The following is a 22,270-nucleotide window of genomic DNA, read 5'->3' as shown; positions in this document are numbered from 1 at the left end:
AAGTGTGCGAGCAGAGGGGTGTTCAGATACGAAAAAAGGGGCGCCCGGGTTTCCCTCCCGGGCGCCCCTCTGTCCTCATAAGGCGAAGTCAGTAGACCGAAATTACATTCCGGGCATGCTGTAGTAGCCGTCAACCGGCATCATTCCGCCACCGTCGACCGAGGTGATGGTGGTGCCCTGGTCGGGGTTCAGAGCGGAAATCATCTGACCGTCACCGAGGTAGATACCGACGTGCTCGTAGCCGTTGGTGAAGACAACGTCACCGGGCTGCGGGGAATCGGTCGGGGTGAGCTGGTTCACCATGGAGTGGGTGTAGGCATCCAGCTGGATGCCGGACTGCGAAGCAACCCAGGAAACGAAGCCGGAGCAGTCCCAGGCCTTGAAGTCACGGCCGCCCCAAACGTAGGAACCGCCCTCGCCGGTCTTGGCATCCTCGACGATCTTGGCACGGCTACCGGTAGCCTGCGAGCCGGCGTCCTGCGTGTTGTTGTCGGCCGGGGCGCTGTAGTCAGCGTTCTGAACGCTGATGCCGCCCTGCTGAGCCGAGGAAGCCTGAGTGGTGCTCGCGGCGTTCTCAACCGGAGCGGCCGAAGCGAAAGCGTTGGCCGGAGCAACCGAGCCGGCGATGACGCCAGCGGCGGCAACTGCGATACCGGTGTTGCGAACGACGTGGGACTGAGTTGCAGCGCGGTGGCGAGCAATGTGCTTAGTCATAATAAAAGTTTTCCTCCCTGCGCCTACGAGGTGAGCTGTCGGGTTCGGATGGGAGTCACCCGGTCGCTGTTGCGACTTAACCCCGAGGGCTCTTCCGTGGAAGAACCCGTTGTTGGGTCCCCCGCCTCTGCCAGCGGACTGTTGGTTTTTCGATTCTTCGGTCAGTGGCAGAGCTAGGCGTTCTGACCGAAGGTGCCGTCTCGACCAGTGATTGGCACGATGTCGAGAGTACACACAGGGCAAGGAAAAGTCACGTTTTGGTCACGAGAGCGACCCCCGCGAAGGGGTCGCGACCCCACCGCCGGGATGACCGATGTCACCCGCGGGGCTTTTCGAGCCGAACCAAGCCCCCTTTGATCAGCGCAAACGCGGGGAAGGGCCAAAATCAGCGGGAGTGACATGGCACACGATGCAACACTTAAAATTTTTTTCGTGTCGTGTCACACAGGTGCCTCCGAGGCCCCTCGGCACCCCCTTGAGCCGATGCAGAGCCCCACCAAAGGTGCCGCAAAGGTCACGAAACGATTAAGAGGATCCCGGCTTGGGTCACGATTCGATATCCGGCGCCCCTGGCCGGGGGCGGCGAGGTCTACTCGCCCAGAACCCCGCCGGTCTCCTTCAGATAGCACGCCGCACACAGCGACTCATAGGTCACTGTTTCGCCGTCGATGGCGATCTGGCTCCCCGAAAAGACGAAGTCCTGCCCGACCCTGCGACCGTTGAAGAGGGCCTTCCGGCCGCAGCGGCAAATGGTCTTGAGCTCTTCCACGGTGTGGGCGAGCTCGAGCAAGCGGGCAGAACCGGGGAAGGCACGCGTGCGGAAATCTGTTCTGATCCCGTACGCCAGGACCGGCACGCCATCCAGCACGGCGATCCTCATCAGGTCATCGACCTGCTCCGGGGTCAGAAATTGGGCTTCGTCCACCAGCAGGCAGGCAACGGGCGGCAAGTCCACGTTCACCCCGAGCCCGCCGTCGTCGTCACCATGGGCGTGATGGAGAAAGGTGTCGCGGGCGGATTCTTCCGGCGCCAGGAGGATATTGACTTCGCGCTGGACGCCCAGGCGCGAGACGATGTGGCCCTCCCCCTTGGTGTCCACCTTCGGCTTGACCAGCACGATGCGCTGTCCTCGCTCCTCATAGTTGAAGGCCGCCTGCAGCAACGCAGTGGACTTGCCGGAGTTCATGGCTCCGTAACGGAAATAGAGCTTGGCCACGTCCGTTCAGGCGCCGCGCTTGACCACAATGTGGTCCGCGATGTCCATGTCGATGTCCACGCCTTCGGCCTCGCCTTCGACGCGGACGTGAATCGCTCCGACCTTCGGTTGGATGCCGACGACCGATCCTTGGCGGAGGCCGGCACGACCGAGAACCTTCATGATGTCGACGTCGGCCTGAAGCACTTCTGGGAAACGCGCGATCGTGAATCGATCCTCATCCGAGGAATCTTTGGCAGCGATCGTCAGGGTCACGGTCTTGGGATCGTCCTTCTCGCTGGTCACCCCGAGTTCTTCGAGCCCCGGGATCGCGTTGCCGTACGGCGAGAACTTCGGCGAGTTGAGGAGCTCGACGAGCCGGCGCTCGACGCGTTCGCTCATCACGTGCTCCCAGCGGCAGGCCTCGTCGTGAACATAGACCATGTCCAGCCCCACGACGTCGGCCAGCAGTCGTTCCGCCAGGCGATGCTTGCGCATCACCGATACGGCGCGGCTCCGGCCGTCCGGGGTCAGGGACAATGAACGATCGCTCTCGACGTGCACGAGCCCGTGGCGTTCCATGCGTGCCACGGTCTGCGAGACGGTCGGCCCGGAATGGTCGAGCCGCTCCGCGATCCGGGCGCGCATCGGTGTGATGCCTTCTTCCTCCAGATCCAGGATGGTCCGGAGGTACATCTCTGTTGTGTCAACGAGGTCCGTCATCGGAGATATAACGCCCTTCTCGTAATTTTCCTGCCTGTTTGTCCGTCCATTCTAGGTGCTTAGGTTCATCTTCCGTCGAAGATTCACTCCTGGAGGACTCTACGAAGCACAATGGTGGAGTCAGGACGCCGCGGAGACCACGCGCACCCCTCACTGATCATTGGAGCACGAATAGTGGCCGAGAACATTGTCATCCCCCAAGAACTTCTTCCCGCCGACGGACGTTTCGGCGCGGGCCCGTCCAAGGTTCGCCCCGCACAGGTCGAAGCCGTCGCTTCGGCCCAGTCCCTCCTCGGAACCTCCCATCGTCAGGCTCCGGTCAAGGACTTGGTCGGTTCGGTGCGCTCCGGCCTGGAGAACTTGTTCGAACTGCCGGACGGGTACGAGGTCATTGTGGGCAATGGCGGGGCGACGTCGTTCTGGGACTCGGCCGCGTTCAACCTCGTACGCAATAAGGCGGCTCACCTGAGCTTCGGTGAGTTCGGATCCAAATTTGCGGCGACCACCGACAAGGCTCCGTTCCTCGACCCGTCCGAGATCACCTCGGCCGAGCCCGGAACCCGCCCGACCGCATCCCCCGTTCCCGGCGCCGACGTCTATGCGTGGCCCCAGAATGAGACCTCGACCGGCGTCGCTGCACCCGTCCAGCGCCCTTCCGGTGTGGAGGACGACGCCCTGGTCCTCATCGATGCGACGAGCGCCGCCGGGGGCATGGCCGTGGACCCGCGGGAAGCCGACGTCTACTACTTCTCCCCGCAAAAGAATTTCGCGTCCGACGGCGGCCTGTGGCTCTCCTTCTTCTCCCCGGCAGCCCTGGACCGGGTCAGCAACATCGCGTCCACGGACCGCTGGATTCCGGATTCCTTGAACCTGACCACTGCCGTGGACAATTCACGGAAGAACCAGACCTACAACACGCCGTCCTTGGCGAACCTGGTCATGCTCGACAACCAGATCGCATGGATCCTCGAGAACGGTGGTTTGGGCTGGGCAGCCGAGCGCACGGCGCGTTCATCCGACCTCGTGTACCGGTGGGCCGAGGCCAGCGACGTGGCCAGCCCCTTCGTCGGGCGACCCGAGGACCGGTCGACCGTCATCACCACCGTCGACTTCGACGACACGGTTGATGCCTCCGCTCTTGCCAAGGCGCTGCGTGCCAACGGCATCGTGGACACCGAACCGTACCGGAAGCTCGGTCGCAACCAGCTGCGTATCGCGACGTTCACTGCGATCGACCCGGACGACGTCGCCGCCCTGCTGTCCTGCATCGATTACGTGATCGAACGCCTGGCCTGATCGGCCACGGGCCGTGAGCGTCCGGCCGCCGGGGTGCCCCGGTGGCCAGGCGCTCACCGCGGCTCTTGGACCTCCAGTGCGGCGGTGACGGGCGAGTAGTCCGCGTCCTTCTCCAGACGCACGAAACCTCGCCGTGACCGGTCGAAGGTCAGGTGGAGGTGCTGGCTGCGCCAGTACCAGAAGAAACCGAGGGCCGCGGTGACCAGGCCCGCGATGACGGCCACACCCAACCCCCATCTCGCTCCGAGGGTGTCGTTGACGACGCCGACCACGGGTGCGCCTATGGGGGTGCCTCCCATGAACACGGCCATGTAGATGCTCATGACCCGGCCGCGCATCTGGGGCTCGGTGGAGACCTGGACGTAAGCGTTCGCCGAGGTGATGAAGGTGAGCGCCGCCAACCCCATCGGGATCAGGACGACGGCGAAGACCACGACGGTCGGCGAGAGCGCTGCGAGAAGGCATGTGAGACCGAAGGCGCCGGCGGCACCGAAGATGAATCGGAGCCGGGGCCGTTCCCTCTTGGCCGCCATGAGTGTTCCCGTGATCGACCCAATGGCCATCGTCGAGGTCAGGAAGCCGAACTGGTTCGCGCCGTATCCGAATTCGGTCGTGGCCATGGCCGCGATATTGATCGCGGAGTTCATTCCGAAGGTCCCGACCAGGAAGGCTCCGATCATCACGACCAGAATGTCCGGCCGGCTCGTGATGTAGGCGATTCCGTCCCTCATCCGCGAGTTTGCTCGGGAGACCCGTGGCATGGGTCGCAGGCTGCCGGTGTCGATTTTCGCTATCGCGATGATCATGGCCACGAAAGTGACCATGTTGATCAGGAACACCGGGCCCGGACCGACCGCGCCGACCAGGACACCGGCTATGGCGGGACCCACCATGCGAGCCGAGTTGAAGGACATCGAATTGAGGGCGACGGCGTTCGGCAGGTCCGCGTCCGAGACCAGGTTCGACACGAAGGTTTGCCGCACGGGTGAGTCGAGCGCCGTGATCACTCCGAGCAGAAGCGCGAAGATGTAGACGTGCCACAGTTGCGCCGCTCCGGAGAGGACGAGCCCGCCGAGGAGACCACCCAGAACGGCCATCGAGGTCTGGGTCAGGAACAACAGCTTCCGCCGATCGGCGCGGTCCGCCAGGAGACCCGCGTACGGCGCGAGGACGAGTTGCGGCAGGAACTGAAGAGCCATCACGATGCCCATCGCGGTGGAGTCCTCATGGGAGAGATGGTTGAAGACCAGCCAGTCCTGGGCGATCCTCTGCATCCAGGTCCCGATATTCGAGATCAGGGCACCCGCGAACCACAGGCGGTAGTTCGGAACCTTGAGGGATCGGAAGGTTCCTCGGCGCGAGCTGCGGGCGTTATCGGTTTTTCGGGTAGGCGTTCCGGGTCATCTCCTTGCGGGGCGACGACCGATCGTGGACCGAGCCCCCTGGTTAACTATTCCTTGTCCGCGGAAGCTTCCTCGGTCTCCTCGTTGTTCTTCTCGGCGCCGGAGTCCTCGGCATCTTCGTCGGATTCACCGTCGTGGCCCTCGGCGTGCTCGGCGACGTCCTCGGGACGCAATCGGTCTGCCCAGGGTATCCATTCGGGGGCGAGCAGGGCGTCGTCGCCGGGCAACAAGCCGACCTCGCACACGGTCGCCTTTTTCGAGCGAGGCGCGCGTGCGACGGTCGAGAACCAGAACCACCCCCGGTACCCGGGAAGGGTGCATTCGAAGAGGTGCGTGCTGAGCCGGTCCTCTTCCCCGCGAATGTGGTGGACCGTGCCGACCGTCTCTTCGGGAGTGATCTCCAGGACGCTGCGGTACGCCGTTTCCTTGGCCTCGGCCAGAACGGAGTCCAGCCGGGTCGTCCGCCGTCGCGGCGTCCTCTGGGCGCCGAGGGTCGGCCTCGCCGGTTCGACGGCTGCTTCAGTGCCGTCGACCGCGACCGCCGATTCATCGTGCAGTGTTTTCGCCATATCCCTTATTAAACCCCGTGACCAGCAGATTTATGCATCAAGGTTGTCAGCGACGTTGCGCAGGATCGTCGCTACCTTCTTTCCGACCGCTCGATCCGGATACCTTCCGCGGCGCAATGTGTTGGACACGCCGTCCAGCAGTTTGATGAGGTCCTCGGTGATGACGGCCATTTCGTCCGCGGGCTTGCGGTGATTCTTGACCGACGACGGGGCCTTGTCCAGCAGGCGGGCGGACAGCGCCTGCGCGCCCCGCCGGCCTTCGGCAATACCGAATTCGAGCCGGGTGCCGGACTTGACGCCCTTGGCATCGGGCGGAAGTGCGGAGGACGGCAGGAAGACCTCTTGGCCGTCCTCGGCCGTCACGAAGCCGAAGCCCTTCGACTCGTCGTACCACTTCACTTTTCCGGTGGGCATGATCGTTTCCTTTGCATTGTGGTGGGGGCCTTGTCCCCCGTTGGTGGCGCACCCGGTCTCGCCGAGGAGGCGACGCACGACGGCTCGCTGCACCCCTGGTCGAGTGCCGCGAGTCGATTCCGTCCGCCTCGCCAGAAACCCAGGATCCAGGGCAGGGACGCCGGACCGTGGGTTGCACACGCTGGTCCGCGGCGTCATGACCGAACCCTGGCGGCCCCTCGATGTTGGGCCGTGATGCCCGGTTTCTCCCGCCCGAGCGATTCCGGTGCGCGAAAGCCTGAAGTCCCTATTATACAGCGGGCCAGAACTTCGTGCGGGCTCGAACTCCCGAAAGACGGTACCGTTGAGGCCATGAACAACTCCTCTTCTCCCCGCGCGAACTCGCCACTGAGCTCCGACCGTGAGGCCACGGACGATTCGATGGGGGTTTCGCAGCCGGGAAAGGGTGCGGCGGAGTCCGGAGCATTCACCTGGTTCGCGGGTCTCGCCGCAGTCATCGCCGTGCTCTGCGTGGTCTGCGGCGTCGTCATGCTGATTCTGAAGTGGTCGGGCTTCCACCCGTGGAGTTTCCTGACCCAGGTGCCCCTGATCTGCCTTCCGATCGCATTCGTCCTTCTCATCGTCGCGCTGGTCCTCGCTGCCAGGCGACGTAGATCGCTCTGACCGTCTGACAAGGGCTTCCAACCCGGAGTCGCCCAGACCTGAACCAGGATTCCCCTGACCAATGCCCAGCGTCCATTCAGATAGTTGGGTCAGACTTGACCCTGTGAAAGCACAACAGTCAGAAGCCAAGCTGCTAGTCGTCGACGATGAGCCCAACATTCTCGAGCTCCTCGCCACCTCGTTGAGGTTCGCGGGATTCGAGGTGATCACGGCCGCCAATGGTCGCGAGGCTCTCGACAAGGCGACGGCTGATGCCCCCGATCTCGCCGTCATGGACGTCATGCTCCCGGACATGGACGGGTTCACCGTAACTCGCAAGATCCGAGCAACCGGTCTGGTATTCCCCATCCTCTTCCTGACGGCGAAGGACGACACCGAGGACAAGGTGACCGGCTTGACCGTCGGCGGGGACGACTACGTCACCAAACCGTTCAGCCTGGACGAGGTCGTGGCACGCATCCGCGCGGTGCTGCGCCGGACGCAGGCGCTCGAGGAAGAGGACTCCAGGTTGCACGTCGAAGACCTGGTCCTCGACGACGACGCCCACGAGGTCTACCGCGGCGATCGTGAAATCGACCTGTCACCCACGGAGTTCAAGCTGCTCCGTTACCTGATGCTGAACCCGAACCGGGTTCTGTCCAAGGCGCAGATCCTGGACCACGTCTGGGAATACGATTTCAACGGTGACGCCTCGATCGTCGAGTCCTACATCTCCTACCTGCGCCGCAAGATCGACAATGACAAGTCCTTGCCGCCGCTGATCCATACCAAGCGCGGCGTCGGCTACCTCCTGCGAACAACCAAGCACTAATCCGTGGTGTACTCCGTCACCAACCGAGTACGACAATCCAAATTGGGTGCGCTGTCCCTGCGCACCCAATTGGTCATGCTGACCGGATTGCTGCTCGCCCTGGCGATCGCCGTCACGAGCCTGGTGGCCATTTCGGCCCTCCGAGGACAGCTGGTCCAGCAAATCGACACCGAGATGAAGTCCAGTTCGTCGTCGTTGACCAAGTACTTGGGCAATGACAAGGCCGTGTCCTCGAACGGTCCCGGGTTCCGCTATTCGGCGTACTTGATGGACTCGGACGGCAACCTGGTCAGTTCCATCGTCGCCGACGACGGCAACTCGTCTCCCCGCCTGAACGGCTGGAACCATGACAACGGGATGCGTTACAACGGCCAGGGCCTGACCGTGCCGAGCAACAACGGCGACACCGAGTGGCGAATCCTTCCCCTGGCGACCGACGACTCCGGATACACGGTCATCATCGCCACACCCCTGACACAGACCAACGCCGTGGTGACTCTCGTCGGGCTTCTGACCCTCGCCTTCGGGCTGGCGACCCTCGCAGCCGCCGCGGCACTGGCCTGGGTTCTGGTCACGCGAGCCTTCGAACCACTGACGCGCGTGGAGCGCACCGCTGCCCGCATCGCGGCCGGCGATCTGTCCCAACGCATCGAACGTCACGATCCCCGCACGGAGATTGGTCAGCTCTCGCTGTCGCTCAACGTCATGCTGACGCGTATCGAGGAATCCTTCGACGCCCAGAAGCGCTCCGAGGTCAAGATGCGCCGCTTCGTCGGAGACGCCTCTCACGAGCTGCGCACTCCTCTCGTCTCGATTCGCGGATACTCCGAGCTGTACAGGCACGGGGCCCTGCAGACGGACGAAGACGTCGCCAAGGCGATGTCCCGCATCGAAGCGGAGTCGAAACGGATGGGCCAGCTGGTCGAAGACCTCCTGATGCTCGCCCGCATCGACGAACGTCGAGCGATGGAGATGACCCAGGTGGACCTTCTGAACCTGGCCAACGACGCCGCCGGCGACGCCGCGGCCTCGGCCCCGGAGCGAGAGATCGCCGTCGTGGGCCTGGATTCCGGCCCGGGCCTGCCCGCACCCGTTCTGGGCGATGAGTCGCGTCTTCGGCAGGTTCTCGCCAACCTGGTGACCAATGCCCTGCGGTACACGCCGGAGGGCACGCCCATCGAACTGGCCGTCGGGTCCCGCCCCGGCATCGATGGGCAGTTCCTCTCCGTCGTCAAGGTCGTGGACCACGGACCGGGAATCCAGGGCGAGGAAATGCAAAAGGTTTTCGAGCGCTTCTACAGGTCCGACGAATCGCGGGCGCGGGACACCGGCGGCACCGGACTCGGTCTGGCCATCGTGGCTGCCATCATCGCTCAGCACAACGGATCCGTGCGCGTCGAGGAGTCCCCCGGTGGAGGCGCCACGATGGTCGTCCAGGTTCCGCAGCACGCCCCCGAGGCCGAGGACGGAACCGCTCATCCACAGACCGGGGAAATCCCTTCCTGACGGTTGGCTGTCCCGTGAACGGTGATTTATCGCGAAGGGCCAGGGCTCTGCCGAGGGCGTGACGTCTTATCCTCCTGTCACCGGCCCGTTCCGGCCGGCATGGGGCGCATCGGCGCCACGAGATCAGGAGGAAGACATGGCCCAATTCGTGGTTGATTCGGAAGTCATCGCGGCCAAGACGGCGGAGGCGCACGGTTACGTCGAGCGCATCTCGTCCGAGGTCAACGGCATGACGTCATCGCTGCAGGATCTCCAGTCCAGTTGGACCGGTTCCGCGGCGGCAAATTTCCAAGAGGTTCTCTCCGCGTGGAGGGCCACCCAGGCTCAGGTCGAGGAATCCATCGGCCAGATCAATACCGCACTGGCCAACGCCGGTGTCAATTACGCCGAGACGGAAGCCGCGAACGCATCCCTGTTTGCCGGGTAGCCACGGCTCAGAGCTCGAGGGTGTCCTGACGCATCGCCAGTGCCCAGGCGCCATGGGTGGTTCGGGTCCAGAGACTTGACCGAACCGCCGGCCCACGCGCCGTCCGGACGTTGCTGACGACCAGCCCGGTGTCCTCCGAGACCGCGTGGGACCGGACGAGATCCGGATCCCCATCGAGCGCGAAGGCCTGTTCCGGATAGTTGATGGCGGCCGTTTTGTCGGCCAGTCGGCCCTTGGCCGTGACCCACACGAGGTCCTCTGCGAGCAGCGGCGCGAGACGTTGGGCGTCGGCCCAGGTCTCGCGGTCGCTCAGGAGCTTCTCGTGCTCGACGGCGGCCTGCGCAGATTTCTCCTGCGGGCGGGAGGGATGGTCCCCCGCTTCCGTGGACGCGTCGTCTGCGCCCGCGGGTTCGTCCCCGGCGCCCCCGGCACCGGGGACGAACCCCGGCCCCGTCTCCGGGTCCTGGCCGTTCTGGAACGCGGTGGCCGCGGCCCGGGCGCGTTCGTCCGCGGCCTCGTTGAGATGATGACCGGCGTGGCCCTTGACCCATTCGAATTCGTACGTGCGCCCGGCCAGGGCTCGATCGAGCTCTTCCAGCAGGTCCCTGTTCAGAACGGGTTTGCCGTCCTTCTTCTTCCAGCCCTTCGCTTTCCAGCCGGGCATCCATTGGGTGATGCAATTGATGACGTATTTGCTGTCGCACAGGATCCGCAGTGGTCTGTTCGGACGGTCTGCCGTGGCCTGCAAGAGGGCGAGAACGGCTTTCAGCTCCCCCATGTTGTTGGTCCCGTGGGGCCAGCCACCGGCCTGCCAGGACCCTTCGTCCACGTACCAGGCCCACCCCGCGGGTCCCGGATTCCCGAGGGCCGAGCCATCGGCGGCCGCCACGATCACGGCGTCGTCGGCACCTCGCGGCGATGCCTCGCCGGTCTCGTCGTCGCCCGTCGGGTCCGTGATCGCGCCTTGTGTGCTCATTGTCCCCACTTTACCGAGAGACGGCTGCGACATCGTCGAGGTCCAGGCCGAGGGCGGCCAGGAACGTCGAGAGCTTCACGGCTGTCTCGTGGTGTTCGTTCTGAGGCGTGGACCCGGAGACGATTCCGGCTCCTGCGCAGAGAGTTGCACGCCCCTCTCCCACTCGACCGCTCCTGAGATTGAGAGCCCATTCGCCGTTGCCGTGCTGGTCCATCCAGCCCACGAGGCCTCCGTAGAATCCCCTTTCGTAGGGTTCGACCTCTCGGATGAGGTCCAACGCCTCGTTCCGGGGCATCCCGCAGATCGCGGGGGTCGGGTGCACGGCCCGGGCCGCGTCCAATGCCGTCACGCCCGGCCGCAGTGTCCCGCTCATGGCCGTCCCGAGATGCCACAGCTGGGGCGTGGCCAACAGGGTCGGGGCAGGTGGAACCGTCAACGAGGCGCACAGCGGCCCCAAGCGTGCCGCGATGTCGTCCACCACGGTTGCGTGCTCCGCCCGGTCCTTCGCGGACCGCAACAGGGCTTCTCCCGCTTGGGCGTCCTCGGTCGGGCCGTCCGCCGTACGCCGGGCCGACGATCCCGCCAACGGGTGGGTCGAACACCGGCCGTCTTCGACCCCGACCACGAGTTCGGGACTCGCCCCCATCACGTACTCCCCCGTCGAGGGGTTTCGGACGGAAAAAACATACGCGGTCGAGTACAGCGCGAGGAGATTTCTGTACACGGCTTCGGGGTCGATGGTCTGGGCGTCGTAACAGAGGTCCAAAGCCCTGGACAGGACGACCTTGTCCAGTGTCCCCTCGTGGATCCGGGCCACGGCCAGCGCCACGGCGTCGCGATATATTTGGCTGTCGAGCCCGTGGGCTGCCGTCGGTCGGGCGACGTCGAACGGGGGCAGAGGGCTCTCGTTCCTCGTCGTCCATGCGGCGTGTTCGGGCACGAACAGCAGCGGCTCGCCCTCCGGGTCAAAGGGCAGCATGCCGACGACGACCGATTCGTGCTCCGCCGCGGCCTGAGCCGCCCGGCCCTCGGACACGCGTTCGCGAACGCCCGAAGCTTCGAGAGTCCCGCGCCCCGTGGACAACGCGAAATCGGTCATGCCGCTCTCGGTCCCCCGCACGGCGGATTCGTTGGGGACGGCACTGGGGGCAGAGACCCCCACTGCTTCGGCGCCGCGCGCGTCCGTCCAGTTCATCGTCGTCCTTCCTCTTCCGCGGCCTCCGTGCCACGGTGTTCCGTGTATTCCGCCGGATCAACCAGCCGTACCGTCAGTTCACCCGCTCGAGCAGAACCATCGACTCGTAGTGGTTGGTCTGGGGGAACATGTCGAACATCTTCGCTTCCCGAGGCCTGAACGACGACAACGCACGCAGATCCTTGACCAGCGAACGAGCATTGCAGCTCGAGTACATGAGAGTGCTCGTCGCGCTCGCCTCGATCCATTCCGTCATTGCCGGTCCCAGACCTCGCCGGGGCGGATTGACCATCATCATGTCGGGGCTCTCGGCAGAGCCTGCGGCAAATGCTCCGGCGTCGGCGTCGTCGAAGGTCACATTGTTCAGCCCGGCCTCCGCCGCGCTGGCCTTGGCCGCCTGGATGGCCTGGGCACTGATCTCCACTCCGCGAACCGTGCTCCGAGGACCGAGCCGCCGTGCCGCGTGGAGAGCGAATCCTCCGACACCGCAGTACAGGTCCCATACCCTGTCCGGCCCCCGTTGGGCGGCCCAGGCCGCAGCTTGCTCGTACATTCCCGCCGCAATCCGCGAATTGGTCTGGAAGAAACCTTGTGGCCTGAGGTTCAGTGTGAGCCCATTGAGCCGCATCGGCAGCAACTGCTCGTCCGTGAGCGGCACTTCTTCCTCGCCTTCGACGAGAGCTTTGTGTTCGCGCAGAATGTTCGCACTGACCACTCGGACGCGCGGAAGAGCGTGCCGCAGGTCTGTCATGGCGCGGCGTATCGGGACCACCAACTTCTTGCTCCGCAGTACGAAGCGGATCATGACCTCCCCGTCGGGTGAAACCGTCACCAAGATGTTCTTGAGCTCACCCCGTCGCGAAGGCACATTGTAGGGCGTCAGGCCGTGGGACCGAATGAGGGATTTGAGGACGGGCATGCATTGCAGGACCGGCTCGGGGTAGAGCCCGCACTCGGACAGGTCGATGCCGCGCCCTCCTCGGTCGAGGATTCCCAGCATCGGCCGGTCCACGGTACCCGAAACGACCATCTTGGCCTTGTTTCTGAAACCGGATTCGGCGCTCCCCATGGGGGCTGACCAATCGACTCCCTCGAATTCGGCCAACAATGTCTCGACGTGATTCTGTTTGTCCTGAAGTTGGGTGCGGTACGGGACCCCCATCAGGGAACAGGACCGGCAGGCGCCGGCGTCGAAATCATCGCATTGCATGGTGACCCCATGGTATCCCGCGAAGCCGAGTCCCCGGATCCGGGTCAGAGGTCGGCACTCGTGGCTCCTTGTCGCGAATACCGGAGCGCTTTCTCTCCTGCCGACCCCAGGAGCAGTGCGCAGGTCAGCCAGATGGCTCCGGCGGGTCCCACGGGCGCGACGACGGCGCCGGCCACCAGCGGGATGAGGACCTGCCCCACCCTGTTGCCGGTCAGGCGAACCGCGAGCGCAGGAGATCTCCATGTGGTCGGAACGGATTTGATGATCATCGTCATCGTCAGAGGCTGTGCGAGTCCGATGAAGAAGCCCCCGATCAGGAGCAGCACGAGGGCCGCGGGAATCACGGACATGACGGGTGGTACGGCGGCGACCGTGAGGGAACCCAGCACGAGGGAAACCAGCACCAGTTGTGTCCTGTTCCACCGGGCGGACAGGACGGAGATCATCGATCGGGACACGATCGAGGCCAGGCTGCGGGCGGCCAGGAGGATACCGACCCAGACGGGAGCGACGCCGTGCTGTTCGCCGACGAGCGGAAGGAAGGAGGTCAGGATGTCCATGATCGAGAGCATGGCCAAGGACGCAAGGATGTGTGAGGCGACTCCGGGTGTCCGCAGAATCCTCGTGGTGGTGGCCTTCGAGGCGGGCTCGGTTGCCTCCGGGGCGTCCCCTGTGTCGGCAGCCTGTGACGGCGAGGCCCCGGTCTGGGCCCGCGAGGTGGTCTTCACCACGGGAAGGAGCATGAAAACAATCGAGACCAGGGCGCACCCGGCACCGATCCACGAGGCGATCGCAATGTCATTGAGCCTCTGTGCTTCGCTCGGGTCGGCGTGGAGCCCCAGAACCCAGCCACCGATCAGCGGCCCGACGAGCTGACCGGCAGACAGCCCCGCGGTAGTCCAGCCGAATCCCTGGTCCAGGCCGGAGTCGGACGCGTACCTGGAGACCGCTGACTGTGAGCCGATTTGGGAGACGAGGTGCCCCATGCCGAAGACGAGACTGGCGCACGCGATGGTTCCCACGCCATCGACGACGGCGAGCATCGCGGTGCCTACCGCGATGAGGAGTCCGCCCCCGAGCACAAGGAGCCTCAATCTTTTGATCCTCTGGGCCAGCCGTCCCATGGCGATCGCGGCAAATACGGGGACAATCGCGTAAGCAGAGGTCACCAGACCAATCGTGAATGGTGGCGCACCGAGGGCTATGAGCTTGTAGCTCATCTGCGGCCTGGCGATGTTGAGGCCCGTTTGGGAGAAGAACATGAAGGCAACCAGCGCCCACAACCAGGCCTTGCTCTTCGTGTTCCCCACCCGTCGTCCCAACTCCTCGAAGGATTTTTTCCGGTTGCCCACCTTACTCCGACCGGCCGAACATGACGCATCGACGTCATTCTCACGCCCCGGTAGGCCCGGAACGCAACAGAAAGGCCCCGCACGAGTCGAACTCGTGCGGGGCCTCGGAGGCTGCCGGGCAAGTGCCCGGAGGGCCGATGACTACATCATGCCGCCCATGCCGCCCATTCCGTCCATGCCCTCGGCACCGGCACCGCCGGCGTTCTTCTCGGGCTTGTCGGCGACGACGGCCTCGGTGGTCAGGAACAGTCCGGCAATGGATGCAGCGTTCTGCAGTGCCGAGCGGGTCACCTTGACCGGGTCGTTGATGCCCGCGGTCATGAGGTCCTCGTAGTCCCCGGTTGCAGCGTTCAGGCCGTAGCCCTGCTCGAGTCCACGAACCTTGTCCGCCACGACTCCGGGCTCGAGGCCAGCGTTCGTTGCGATCTGCTTGAGCGGAGCGTCCACGGCCACCTTGACGATGTTCGCGCCAGTAGCTTCGTCTCCTTCAAGGCTGAGGGAATCGAAAGCACGAACACCGGCCTGGATGAGTGCCACGCCGCCGCCGGAGACGATGCCTTCTTCCACTGCCGCCTTGGCGTTGCGGACTGCGTCCTCGATGCGGTGCTTGCGCTCCTTGAGCTCGACCTCGGTCGCGGCACCAGCCTTGAGCACGGCCACACCGCCGGCGAGCTTCGCCAGGCGCTCCTGCAGCTTCTCACGGTCGTAGTCCGAATCGGTGTTGGCGATCTCGGCGCGAATCTGGGCCACACGGCCCTCGATCTCCTCGGCGGAACCCGCGCCATCGACGATCGTGGTCTCGTCCTTGGTCACGACCACCTTGCGGGCCTGGCCCAGCAGGTCGAGGGTCGCGGTCTCGAGGGAGAGACCAACCTCTTCGGTGATGACCTGGCCGCCGGTCAGGACGGCGATATCGGCCAGCTGAGCCTTGCGACGGTCGCCGAAGCCCGGTGCCTTGACGGCCGCGGACTTGATGGAGCCGCGCATCTTGTTCAGGACCAGGAGTGCCAGGGCCTCGCCCTCGACGTCCTCGGCAATGATCAGCAGCGGCTTGCCGGACTGCATGACCTTCTCCAGCACGGGGACCAGGTCCTTCACGTTGGAGATCTTGGAGTTGACGATGAGGATGTAGGGATCCTCGAGGACCGCTTCCTGGCGGTCGGCGTCGGTCACGAAGTAACCGGAGAGGAAGCCCTTGTCGAAGCGCATACCTTCGGTCAGCTCGAGGTCGAGCCCGAAGGTGTTCGACTCCTCGACAGTGATGACGCCTTCCTTGCCGACCTTCTCCATCGCCTGCGCGATGAGCTTGCCGATCTCGGGGTCACCGGCCGAGATCGAAGCGGTGGCCGCGATCTCTTCCTCGGTCTCGATCTCCTTGGCGGAGGAGAGCAATTCCTTGGTCACTGCCTCGACGGCCTTTTCGATGCCGCGCTTGAGAGACAGCGGATCCGCGCCTGCCGCAACGTTGCGGAGGCCCTCGCGGACCAGGGCCTGGGCCAGGACGGTCGCGGTGGTCGTGCCGTCACCCGCGATGTCGTCGGTCTTCTTGGCAACTTCCTTGACGAGCTCGGCGCCGATCTTCTCGTACGCATCTTCCAGCTCGATCTCACGTGCGATGGAAACGCCGTCGTTGGTGATCGTGGGGGCACCCCACTTTTTCTCCAGCACAACGTTGCGACCGCGGGGCCCAAGCGTGACCTTGACCGCGTCGGCAAGGGTGTTCAGGCCCTTCTCGAGTCCGCGCCGTGCCTCTTCATCAAAAGCAATCAGTTTTGCCATGGTGGCTTACGTCCCTCCTGGACGGTAGACGGATACATCAGCCACGGTGCCCGCGACGGACGGCTGGTGACCAGACCACGCTCTGGGCGACCTGCTCCCACACCTCACCGTGGTGACTGTGTCTTTGCCCATCGATCCGCGACGCCTGCCGCCCGGCCGACAATCGGCCGGCCCAAGCGACGTGTTTAGCAGTCGAGGTGGATGAGTGCTAAGTCCAATCTTGGCACTCGGCGACGGAGAGTGCAAACGTTCTCCACAGACGGCAACGGCTCTTCGCTCACAGCACATCCGTAGGATCGGCCGCCGCAAGCACCGCTCACCGTCCCTCCGATACGTCGTGCCGATGCGTCGTGCCGATAGCAGGAACGCAAGCGGCCACGAGGTGCCGAACCGTGACGATCTACTACTGGCCCGGAATCCCGGAGTCCTGACCGATACCGCTGCCGTTTTGGCCCGCTGTCCCGGAGTCCTGGCCCAGTCCTCCGGAATCCTGGCCCAATCCTCCGGCGTCCTGTCCCGCGCTTCCGGCGCCCTGGTCGGCGTTCTCGCCGCCCTGGCCGGATTCCGCGGAGGTTCCGCCGTCATCGGAGAGAACGACCACGACGTCGTAGCCGGAGTCGGTAGCCGGTTTGACGTTGTCGATGTCCAGCTTGTCGGCTACCGCTTTGGCCTGGTCCTCATGGCCGTCGGTGTAGAAGACCACGGTGGCCTCCTGGGAGGGGCCGTCCCAGTTGCTGACATCGGAGACCTTCCAACCGGCGTCGGTCAGGGTCGACGCGGCATTGGTCGCCGTGCCTTCCGCCGCGCCCTGGTTGTACACCGCGAGCGACGTCGAAGAATCGGGTTCGGTCTCGGACGAATCCCCGTTTTCCCCGCCCTTCGAGGATGAAGAGTCCGAGGAAGAGTGACTGCTCGAGGACGACTTCGTGGCGCTCGCCGACTCGGGCGAGGCAAGTTTCGGGGAGAGCAGGAAGAACACGCCGCCCAGAACGAGCGCGCAGACGCCGGCGACGATCAGGGCCGCGAGATGCTTGTAGCCGCGAGTTTTCTCGGGCACCTCGCCGCGGTATGCGCCGCGCCGTGGCGAGTCCGCGGGGACGTCGTCGAATTCATCGTGTTCGTACTCGGCCATCAGTGTCCTCGTCGTTTTCGGGGTTGCGTACGCTCGGCCGCGCATCGGTCAAGCATCCACAATATCCGGCCCGGCTGGTCAAATTCTGCACGTGCAACGAAGATCGTCAGAGATCCCGCCGTTGCCTGAGTCTCCGGGTCAGCGCCGGCTCCTCCCGAATGGCGCGCACATCGTCGATCAGGCGGTTGAGGCGCATGTAGTATTCGGTCGCCGGCATGTCGAGTTCCCGGCGCACGGCACGCTCCTTGGCGCCCGGATACCTCCAGGTTCTCTTCTCCATCTCAAGGATGGCGCGCTCGGCTTCGGTCAGGGACTCCACGAGGATAGTCTAGGGACCACCGTCGTCGTACACGAACCAGGGAGCAACTGTGGGCGCTCAGCCGCTGTCCGAGATCATGGCCCGTGACTGGGCCGAGGCCCTCGAACCCGTCGAGCCGACGATTCGACGCATGGGCGATTTCCTGCGGGCCGAGCATTCCGCGGGACACCGCACCTTTCCGGCTGCCGGCCAGGTGTTCCGCGCCTTCCAGGAGCCCATGGATTCGGTCAAGGTCCTCATCATCGGTCAGGATCCGTACCCGACACCGGGTCATGCGATGGGGCTCTCCTTCTCCGTCCAGCCCCACGTGCGTCCGTTGCCCCGTTCCTTGGGAAATATCTACAAGGAGCTGGAAGCGGACCTCGGGATTCCACCCGCCCGGCACGGGGACCTGACCGCGTGGTCGCGCCAGGGAGTCATGCTCCTCAACCGGTGCCTTTCGGTGCGCGAGGGCGAGGCCGGTTCCCACAGGAACCAGGGATGGGAATCCGTCACGGACGCCGCCATCCAAGCTCTGGGCGCACGTCACAAGCCTCTCGTCGCGATCCTGTGGGGCAGGGACGCCCGGAACGCGGGTGCCCAACTGGGCCCGGACGTACCGAAGATCGAGTCCGTGCACCCTTCTCCCCTGTCCGCATCCAGAGGATTCTTCGGATCGCGGCCCTTCAGCACAGCCAACCAGCATCTGGAGTCCCTGGGGCTCGAACCGGTCGATTGGCGCATCCAGTAACTCTCGACGACGCCGGCTTCAGTTGCCCAGCGGCTCCGGCTGTTGTCTCCTCCTACGGACAAGCCTTCGCCTGACTTGCGGATCCTTGCTCATCAGCGGACGCATCAGGTAATTGCCGAGGACGACTGCCGCGGCCATGGACATGATGATCGCCCCGGCGTTGAGCATGGGGATGATCCCGGTGACCGGGTCGATATTGACCGTCAGCGTGTACATCCCACGGAAAATGGTCAGTCCGGGGAGCAAGAACGTCAGCCCGGGAACGGCGATGACGACCTGCGGGATGACCCGACGCTGTGCAATGAGCGCGGACGCGGAGCCCACGCCGATCGCGCCGAGCATCGAGATCATGCGTCCGCCCGCACCGAGCCAACCGAACAGGTGGTAAACCATCAGGCCACAGAAAGCGCTGAATACCCCGTAGAGAATATGTTCGGGTTTCACCTGGACCGTCACGGCGATCAGAGCGGTAGCAATGAGCATGAAGATGATATTCACCAACGGTTGCGCTCCGGAGAAGATCACGCTGTCCACCTTGATCTCCTCGAATCCGGCATAGCTGGTGATCGAGATGGCGATCGCGATGCCGACGATCAGCCCGAGGAACGACAACCCCGTGGCGACCAGCCTCCCGGCCGAGGTCACGGGGAACCCGTTGATCGCGTCCTGAATGGTCGAGACCAGGGTCAGCGTGGGCAGGAGCATAATCAGCCCGGACGCGACAATGTGTGGTGGCGAAATGGGGGCACCGATGGCCCACAGCGCCATCGCGATGAGCGTGACCACGGCGGAACACGCGGCCATGGTGAAGAAGGAAGGAATCCTCCACGAAGCCAGTTTCCCAGCAATCACCTGGACGAGCGCGAACGTCACGAAGGAGACGATGGCGCCAGGCCAGGTGCCGCCGATACCGATCGTCAGGACCGCGGCCGCGAGAGAGTTGCAGAGGCTCACCAGCCAGCGCGGATACGGCTTGGGCTTGGACAGGATACGGTTGAGCCGCGCTTCCGCCTCGGACCGGGACAGTTCACCGTTGGTGATCGTCTTGACCAGGCGGTGGGTCTCGGTCAGCCCGGCGTAGTTGTCGGACCAGGACCGGACCACGCGAACCACGGTGTGGCTGAAGACGCCGCCGTTCTCGTCCGTCGCTTCATTCGCATCCGAGTGGATTCCGTACTCGGAGATGTAGTTGATGATCACCGACTGGTTGGTGATGTCGATGTCGACGTCCTCGACGCCGTAGGTCGCGCACGTCGCGACGATGGCCGTCTCGACGTCGCGGGAATCGGCGCCGAAGTGGAACATGGTCTCCGCCATGCGCAACGCGAAATTGAGCGTTTTGCGGGCCTCGGTATTCTCCTTGCGACGTCGAGGGTTGGCGAAGGGCGAGTTCGCGAGTCTTTCGACCACCCTCATGGGGGCCGTGGGCAAGTTTTCGGAGCGCATCATCCGACGCAAGCCGATGCCGCGTCGGGGCTGCGACGGCCGGGCGGTCGGAGCCTCGGCGGAAGGATAGCTGGCACGAGCTATCGGTTGTTCCGCGGGTGCCGCCTGCATGCCCGCCGCATAACTGCCGGTCAGGTCTTGGGTATTGCGGAAAACATCCTGCGGGGCGGTCCTGGTGGCGGCGATCCGCTCGGCGTCCTGGACCCCGGATCCCTGGGTCGCGGCGCCCAAGCTGCTGATGTCGGCCTCGGGCTGGGGGTTCTCCTCGGAGTACGCGGTCGATCCCGTTCGGCCACCGGCCGATGCCGAACTGTGGTCGGCCCCGGACTCGCCGTGCTCCGGTCGTCCGAGGATCTCCGCGAGCCGTTCGTCCCGGATCTGGGACCTGCTGACGGCGGGGAACCCCGTCGACTGCTGTTCGGCGCGAGTCGGCGGTCCCGTCAGGGGTTCCTCGCCATACTTCCCCTCAGAGTCGAGAAGACCCGTCGTGGATGCGGCAGACTGCTCGGCCGTTGTGCTGTCGGGAGCGATGGGGGCCGTGTGACTTCCGGAGAACGGATCCGTGTAGACGTCTTCTGCGACGTCGGGGCCGAATGGGTCGGCTTCGGACCCGGACTCGTGCGGCAAGTCCGCGGAAGGGTAGGCACCCGAAAGGTGCTGCTCCCCTTGCCCTTCGCTCATCTTCCCTCCTAGGCACATGACTCACTTCGACGCTACCGAGCGCCCCTGAGAATCGGTTCGCGAGAACCTGAGGGTCGGCTCAGTAGAAAGGCTGCTTGGTACGGCGCCACCAGATCTGGCGTACAACGCGTTCGACCACGGAGACCCAGGCCTTGTACGCAGTCGGGTTCAGGACCTGGTCGTAGACACCGACGAAGTCGATCACCGTCTTCGTGAAGCTGGTCTTGAACAGTCCCAACCCGTAGTAACCGTGTTCCTTGTTCTTGAGTTCCGCCTTGGGCGGCGTCCCACAGAAGTCGTATTCCTCGATCCCGTAATCGGTCATGAGGTCCGTCAGCGCGATCCACTGCACCAAGTGCGAGTCCCCGTACTGACGACGACGCGGCTTGGACCCGCCGTCCTTGTAGGTGCCCTTGCGCCCGTAACGAATGACGAAGGCGCCGACGGACGGTTCGCCGTCCTCATAGGTGAAGTAGAGGCGTCCCTGTCCGGCGCGGGCGAAGGTGGTCCAGAACTGCTTGTAGTACTCGAAGGACCTCAGGTTCACGTTCGCGTTGCCCTGGCCGACCGTGTCCATCAGGGAGAACATCTTCTTCATGTTCTCCTCCGTGAGTTCGACCTGTTCGACTTCTGCCCCTTCACGCTTGGCGCGGCGCACGGCGTTCCGCCCGCGGGAGTGCAGGGACTTGAGAACCGTCTCCTCGTCCGCGTCCGTGCGAAGAATCGCCGTGGAGTCATTGGGCTGGATGTTGAACTGCTTGACCAGGCCGGCACGGTGGAGGAACGCGCTGCGAGATTCGGAATCCTCGATGTCCGGTTCGATCTTGATGGCGAAGACCTTCAGGCCGTTGGACCGAACGAACTCCCGGTTGGCCTCCATGATCGCGGGGATGTCCTCGATGTCGGTGACGTCCGGTCCCTTGATCATGTACCAGATCTTGCCCAGGAGAGGAATGCTCTTCTCGAGGATGAGGTTGTAGCTGGAAACCTCTCGCTCCTCGACGTCGTTCCCCTCGCCGACTTCGGTCACGCCCTCGTAGACCATGAACACGGGCTTCCACCCGTGAGCGGACTTGACCGAGGCAAAGGATGCGGACTGGAGGAGGTTGCCACCGTTGGGGTTGGAGGTGACGTGGTCATCCCAGTTGTCGATTTCCTGATCGGTCGCGAATCGAGCGGTGAAGTGTCGCAAAGAATCCTCATCTGCCGTGCGCGGAGGTATTGCCCCACGCCATGGTTGGTTTTCCCGCGCCGCGGGCTGGTCTCCACCAGTTTACGGCGGAGTTTCGGAAAGTCCTCACACAAAGGCCCGAGATCGTCGTCTTCTGTGGACAACGAACTCGGGCTCAATGCTGGGCCGGGGCGGCTCGAGGCGTCGAGCACCTCGGCCGTCGCCGACTATTCGGCGTCGTGATCCGTTTCGAGAATCTTGACCAGGCTGTCCAGGGCCTCGTCAGCGCCCTCGCCCTCGGCTCGCAGGACTACCTTGTCGCCGTGCTTGGCACCCAGGGACATGAGGGACAGGATCGACGACGCGTCCATTGCCTCATCAGCCGACTCGCCCTCGGCGGCGATGGTGACCTCGACGGGAAGGTCGCCAGCAGCCTCGGCAAAAATCGCAGCCGGTCGAGCGTGGAGGCCGACTCGGCTGGCGATGGTGGCGATACGTTCTGCCATGATTGTTCTCCTTGATTATGTGGTCAGGCGGGGCGTCGGAACGTCCCTTGAG

The 22,270-nt window shown here is 64.4% G+C and carries 22 protein-coding genes and 1 riboswitch; of the genes, 6 read left to right on the top strand and 16 right to left on the bottom strand.

The window, feature by feature from the left end:
* Positions 1 to 102 precede the first annotated feature (102 nt).
* The 3 genes from EWU68_RS04795 to EWU68_RS04785 all read right to left on the bottom strand — a co-directional run bounded on the left by EWU68_RS04795 (position 103) and on the right by EWU68_RS04785 (position 2,632).
* Entirely contained in the window at positions 103 to 714 is a 612-nt protein-coding gene (locus EWU68_RS04795; protein ID WP_129314906.1) for a C40 family peptidase, read from the bottom strand.
* A gap of 8 nt (positions 715 to 722) precedes the next feature.
* Positions 723 to 869: riboswitch (cyclic di-AMP (ydaO/yuaA leader) on the bottom strand.
* A 434-nt stretch (positions 870 to 1,303) separates the two neighbouring features.
* Positions 1,304 to 1,930, bottom strand: coding sequence for a thymidine kinase (locus EWU68_RS04790; RefSeq protein WP_129314904.1), 627 nt, complete (start codon positions 1,928 to 1,930; stop codon positions 1,304 to 1,306).
* A gap of 6 nt (positions 1,931 to 1,936) precedes the next feature.
* Complete coding sequence (locus EWU68_RS04785) at positions 1,937 to 2,632, bottom strand: metal-dependent transcriptional regulator (RefSeq protein WP_129314902.1); 696 nt, start codon at positions 2,630 to 2,632, stop codon at positions 1,937 to 1,939.
* A gap of 171 nt (positions 2,633 to 2,803) precedes the next feature.
* On the opposite strand from EWU68_RS04785, the gene serC reads away from it, so the two are divergent.
* Positions 2,804 to 3,928, top strand: coding sequence for a phosphoserine transaminase (serC, locus tag EWU68_RS04780; RefSeq protein WP_129315104.1), 1,125 nt, complete (start codon positions 2,804 to 2,806; stop codon positions 3,926 to 3,928).
* 53 nt (positions 3,929 to 3,981) lie between these two features.
* Here serC and EWU68_RS04775 read toward each other — a convergent pair whose 3' ends face one another.
* The 3 genes from EWU68_RS04775 to EWU68_RS04765 form a co-directional block, all read right to left on the bottom strand.
* A complete protein-coding gene (locus EWU68_RS04775) occupies positions 3,982 to 5,244 on the bottom strand; it encodes an MFS transporter (protein ID WP_129314900.1) in 1,263 nt (420 codons plus the stop codon).
* Between the two features lie 134 nt (positions 5,245 to 5,378).
* Positions 5,379 to 5,900 carry a DUF3027 domain-containing protein gene (locus EWU68_RS04770; protein ID WP_129314898.1) on the bottom strand — a complete coding sequence of 174 codons (522 nt, stop codon included), beginning with the start codon at positions 5,898 to 5,900 and terminating at the stop codon, positions 5,379 to 5,381.
* 30 nt (positions 5,901 to 5,930) lie between these two features.
* Positions 5,931 to 6,314, bottom strand: coding sequence for a cold-shock protein (locus EWU68_RS04765; protein WP_129314896.1), 384 nt, complete (start codon positions 6,312 to 6,314; stop codon positions 5,931 to 5,933).
* Positions 6,315 to 6,665: 351 nt separating this feature from the next.
* On the opposite strand from EWU68_RS04765, the gene EWU68_RS04760 reads away from it, so the two are divergent.
* The 4 genes from EWU68_RS04760 (at position 6,666) to EWU68_RS04745 (ending at position 9,721) form a co-directional block, all read left to right on the top strand.
* Positions 6,666 to 6,977, top strand: a complete 312-nt coding sequence (locus tag EWU68_RS04760; RefSeq protein WP_129314894.1) for a hypothetical protein — start codon at positions 6,666 to 6,668, stop codon at positions 6,975 to 6,977.
* A gap of 103 nt (positions 6,978 to 7,080) precedes the next feature.
* Entirely contained in the window at positions 7,081 to 7,788 is a 708-nt protein-coding gene (locus EWU68_RS04755) for a response regulator transcription factor (protein ID WP_238692325.1), read from the top strand.
* Positions 7,789 to 7,863: 75 nt separating this feature from the next.
* The gene (locus EWU68_RS04750; protein ID WP_129315103.1) at positions 7,864 to 9,294 is read left to right on the top strand and encodes a sensor histidine kinase; all 1,431 of its coding nucleotides are present in this window, start codon (positions 7,864 to 7,866) and stop codon (positions 9,292 to 9,294) included.
* Positions 9,295 to 9,430: 136 nt separating this feature from the next.
* The gene (locus EWU68_RS04745) at positions 9,431 to 9,721 is read left to right on the top strand and encodes a WXG100 family type VII secretion target (RefSeq protein WP_129314889.1); all 291 of its coding nucleotides are present in this window, start codon (positions 9,431 to 9,433) and stop codon (positions 9,719 to 9,721) included.
* A gap of 7 nt (positions 9,722 to 9,728) precedes the next feature.
* Here the strand turns inward: EWU68_RS04745 and EWU68_RS04740 are convergent, their stop codons facing one another.
* The 7 genes from EWU68_RS04740 to EWU68_RS04710 form a co-directional block, all read right to left on the bottom strand.
* On the bottom strand, positions 9,729 to 10,697 hold the full coding sequence (locus EWU68_RS04740; protein ID WP_129314887.1) for an RNase H family protein: 969 nt from the start codon (positions 10,695 to 10,697) through the stop codon (positions 9,729 to 9,731).
* Between the two features lie 10 nt (positions 10,698 to 10,707).
* Positions 10,708 to 11,892, bottom strand: a complete 1,185-nt coding sequence (locus EWU68_RS04735; RefSeq protein WP_129314885.1) for an isochorismate synthase — start codon at positions 11,890 to 11,892, stop codon at positions 10,708 to 10,710.
* 73 nt (positions 11,893 to 11,965) lie between these two features.
* Positions 11,966 to 13,102, bottom strand: coding sequence for a 23S rRNA (uracil(747)-C(5))-methyltransferase RlmC (rlmC, locus tag EWU68_RS04730; RefSeq protein ID WP_129314882.1), 1,137 nt, complete (start codon positions 13,100 to 13,102; stop codon positions 11,966 to 11,968).
* A gap of 44 nt (positions 13,103 to 13,146) precedes the next feature.
* Positions 13,147 to 14,412, bottom strand: a complete 1,266-nt coding sequence (locus EWU68_RS04725; protein WP_238692324.1) for an MFS transporter — start codon at positions 14,410 to 14,412, stop codon at positions 13,147 to 13,149.
* 183 nt (positions 14,413 to 14,595) lie between these two features.
* Positions 14,596 to 16,233 (bottom strand): chaperonin GroEL, encoded by a 1,638-nt coding sequence (gene groL / locus EWU68_RS04720; protein WP_129314880.1) that lies wholly within the window; start codon positions 16,231 to 16,233, stop codon positions 14,596 to 14,598.
* A 403-nt stretch (positions 16,234 to 16,636) separates the two neighbouring features.
* Positions 16,637 to 17,365, bottom strand: a complete 729-nt coding sequence (locus EWU68_RS04715; RefSeq protein WP_162421413.1) for a LytR C-terminal domain-containing protein — start codon at positions 17,363 to 17,365, stop codon at positions 16,637 to 16,639.
* Positions 17,366 to 17,471: 106 nt separating this feature from the next.
* Entirely contained in the window at positions 17,472 to 17,684 is a 213-nt protein-coding gene (locus tag EWU68_RS04710; RefSeq protein WP_238692323.1) for a DUF3263 domain-containing protein, read from the bottom strand.
* Positions 17,685 to 17,733: 49 nt separating this feature from the next.
* Between EWU68_RS04710 and EWU68_RS04705 the strand changes: the two genes are divergently transcribed.
* On the top strand, positions 17,734 to 18,414 hold the full coding sequence (locus EWU68_RS04705) for a uracil-DNA glycosylase (protein WP_129314876.1): 681 nt from the start codon (positions 17,734 to 17,736) through the stop codon (positions 18,412 to 18,414).
* 18 nt (positions 18,415 to 18,432) lie between these two features.
* Here EWU68_RS04705 and EWU68_RS04700 read toward each other — a convergent pair whose 3' ends face one another.
* From EWU68_RS04700 to EWU68_RS04690, 3 genes are all read right to left on the bottom strand, one after another.
* Positions 18,433 to 20,541: a threonine/serine exporter family protein gene (locus EWU68_RS04700; RefSeq protein ID WP_129314874.1), complete on the bottom strand. Its 2,109-nt coding sequence runs from the start codon at positions 20,539 to 20,541 to the stop codon at positions 18,433 to 18,435.
* A gap of 79 nt (positions 20,542 to 20,620) precedes the next feature.
* Positions 20,621 to 21,733 (bottom strand): lipid II:glycine glycyltransferase FemX, encoded by a 1,113-nt coding sequence (locus EWU68_RS04695; protein ID WP_129314872.1) that lies wholly within the window; start codon positions 21,731 to 21,733, stop codon positions 20,621 to 20,623.
* 206 nt (positions 21,734 to 21,939) lie between these two features.
* Positions 21,940 to 22,218 (bottom strand): HPr family phosphocarrier protein, encoded by a 279-nt coding sequence (locus EWU68_RS04690; protein WP_129314870.1) that lies wholly within the window; start codon positions 22,216 to 22,218, stop codon positions 21,940 to 21,942.
* Positions 22,219 to 22,270 lie beyond the last annotated feature (52 nt).

Origin of the sequence: Rothia koreensis, from assembly GCF_004136575.1 — a bacterium.
Lineage (GTDB): Bacteria > Actinomycetota > Actinomycetes > Actinomycetales > Micrococcaceae > Rothia > Rothia koreensis.
The sequence above is the reverse complement of the archived record's forward strand: the minus strand, read 5'-3'. Positions and strand labels throughout refer to the sequence as shown.

What these genes read in the sequence shown, in the direction of transcription:
- EWU68_RS04795 (WP_129314906.1), bottom strand. Translation starts at nt 714, where the DNA reads ATGACTAAGCACATTGCTCGCCACCGCGCTGCAACTCAGTCCCACGTC.
- EWU68_RS04785 (WP_129314902.1), bottom strand. Translation starts at nt 2,632, where the DNA reads ATGACGGACCTCGTTGACACAACAGAGATGTACCTCCGGACCATCCTG.
- EWU68_RS04770 (WP_129314898.1), bottom strand. Translation starts at nt 5,900, where the DNA reads ATGGCGAAAACACTGCACGATGAATCGGCGGTCGCGGTCGACGGCACT.
- EWU68_RS04765 (WP_129314896.1), bottom strand. Translation starts at nt 6,314, where the DNA reads ATGCCCACCGGAAAAGTGAAGTGGTACGACGAGTCGAAGGGCTTCGGC.
- EWU68_RS04760 (WP_129314894.1), top strand. Translation starts at nt 6,666, where the DNA reads ATGAACAACTCCTCTTCTCCCCGCGCGAACTCGCCACTGAGCTCCGAC.
- EWU68_RS04750 (WP_129315103.1), top strand. Translation starts at nt 7,864, where the DNA reads ATGCTGACCGGATTGCTGCTCGCCCTGGCGATCGCCGTCACGAGCCTG.
- EWU68_RS04745 (WP_129314889.1), top strand. Translation starts at nt 9,431, where the DNA reads ATGGCCCAATTCGTGGTTGATTCGGAAGTCATCGCGGCCAAGACGGCG.
- EWU68_RS04740 (WP_129314887.1), bottom strand. Translation starts at nt 10,697, where the DNA reads ATGAGCACACAAGGCGCGATCACGGACCCGACGGGCGACGACGAGACC.
- EWU68_RS04735 (WP_129314885.1), bottom strand. Translation starts at nt 11,892, where the DNA reads ATGAACTGGACGGACGCGCGCGGCGCCGAAGCAGTGGGGGTCTCTGCC.
- rlmC (WP_129314882.1), bottom strand. Translation starts at nt 13,102, where the DNA reads ATGCAATGCGATGATTTCGACGCCGGCGCCTGCCGGTCCTGTTCCCTG.
- groL (WP_129314880.1), bottom strand. Translation starts at nt 16,233, where the DNA reads ATGGCAAAACTGATTGCTTTTGATGAAGAGGCACGGCGCGGACTCGAG.
- EWU68_RS04715 (WP_162421413.1), bottom strand. Translation starts at nt 17,365, where the DNA reads ATGGCCGAGTACGAACACGATGAATTCGACGACGTCCCCGCGGACTCG.
- EWU68_RS04700 (WP_129314874.1), bottom strand. Translation starts at nt 20,541, where the DNA reads ATGAGCGAAGGGCAAGGGGAGCAGCACCTTTCGGGTGCCTACCCTTCC.
- EWU68_RS04690 (WP_129314870.1), bottom strand. Translation starts at nt 22,218, where the DNA reads ATGGCAGAACGTATCGCCACCATCGCCAGCCGAGTCGGCCTCCACGCT.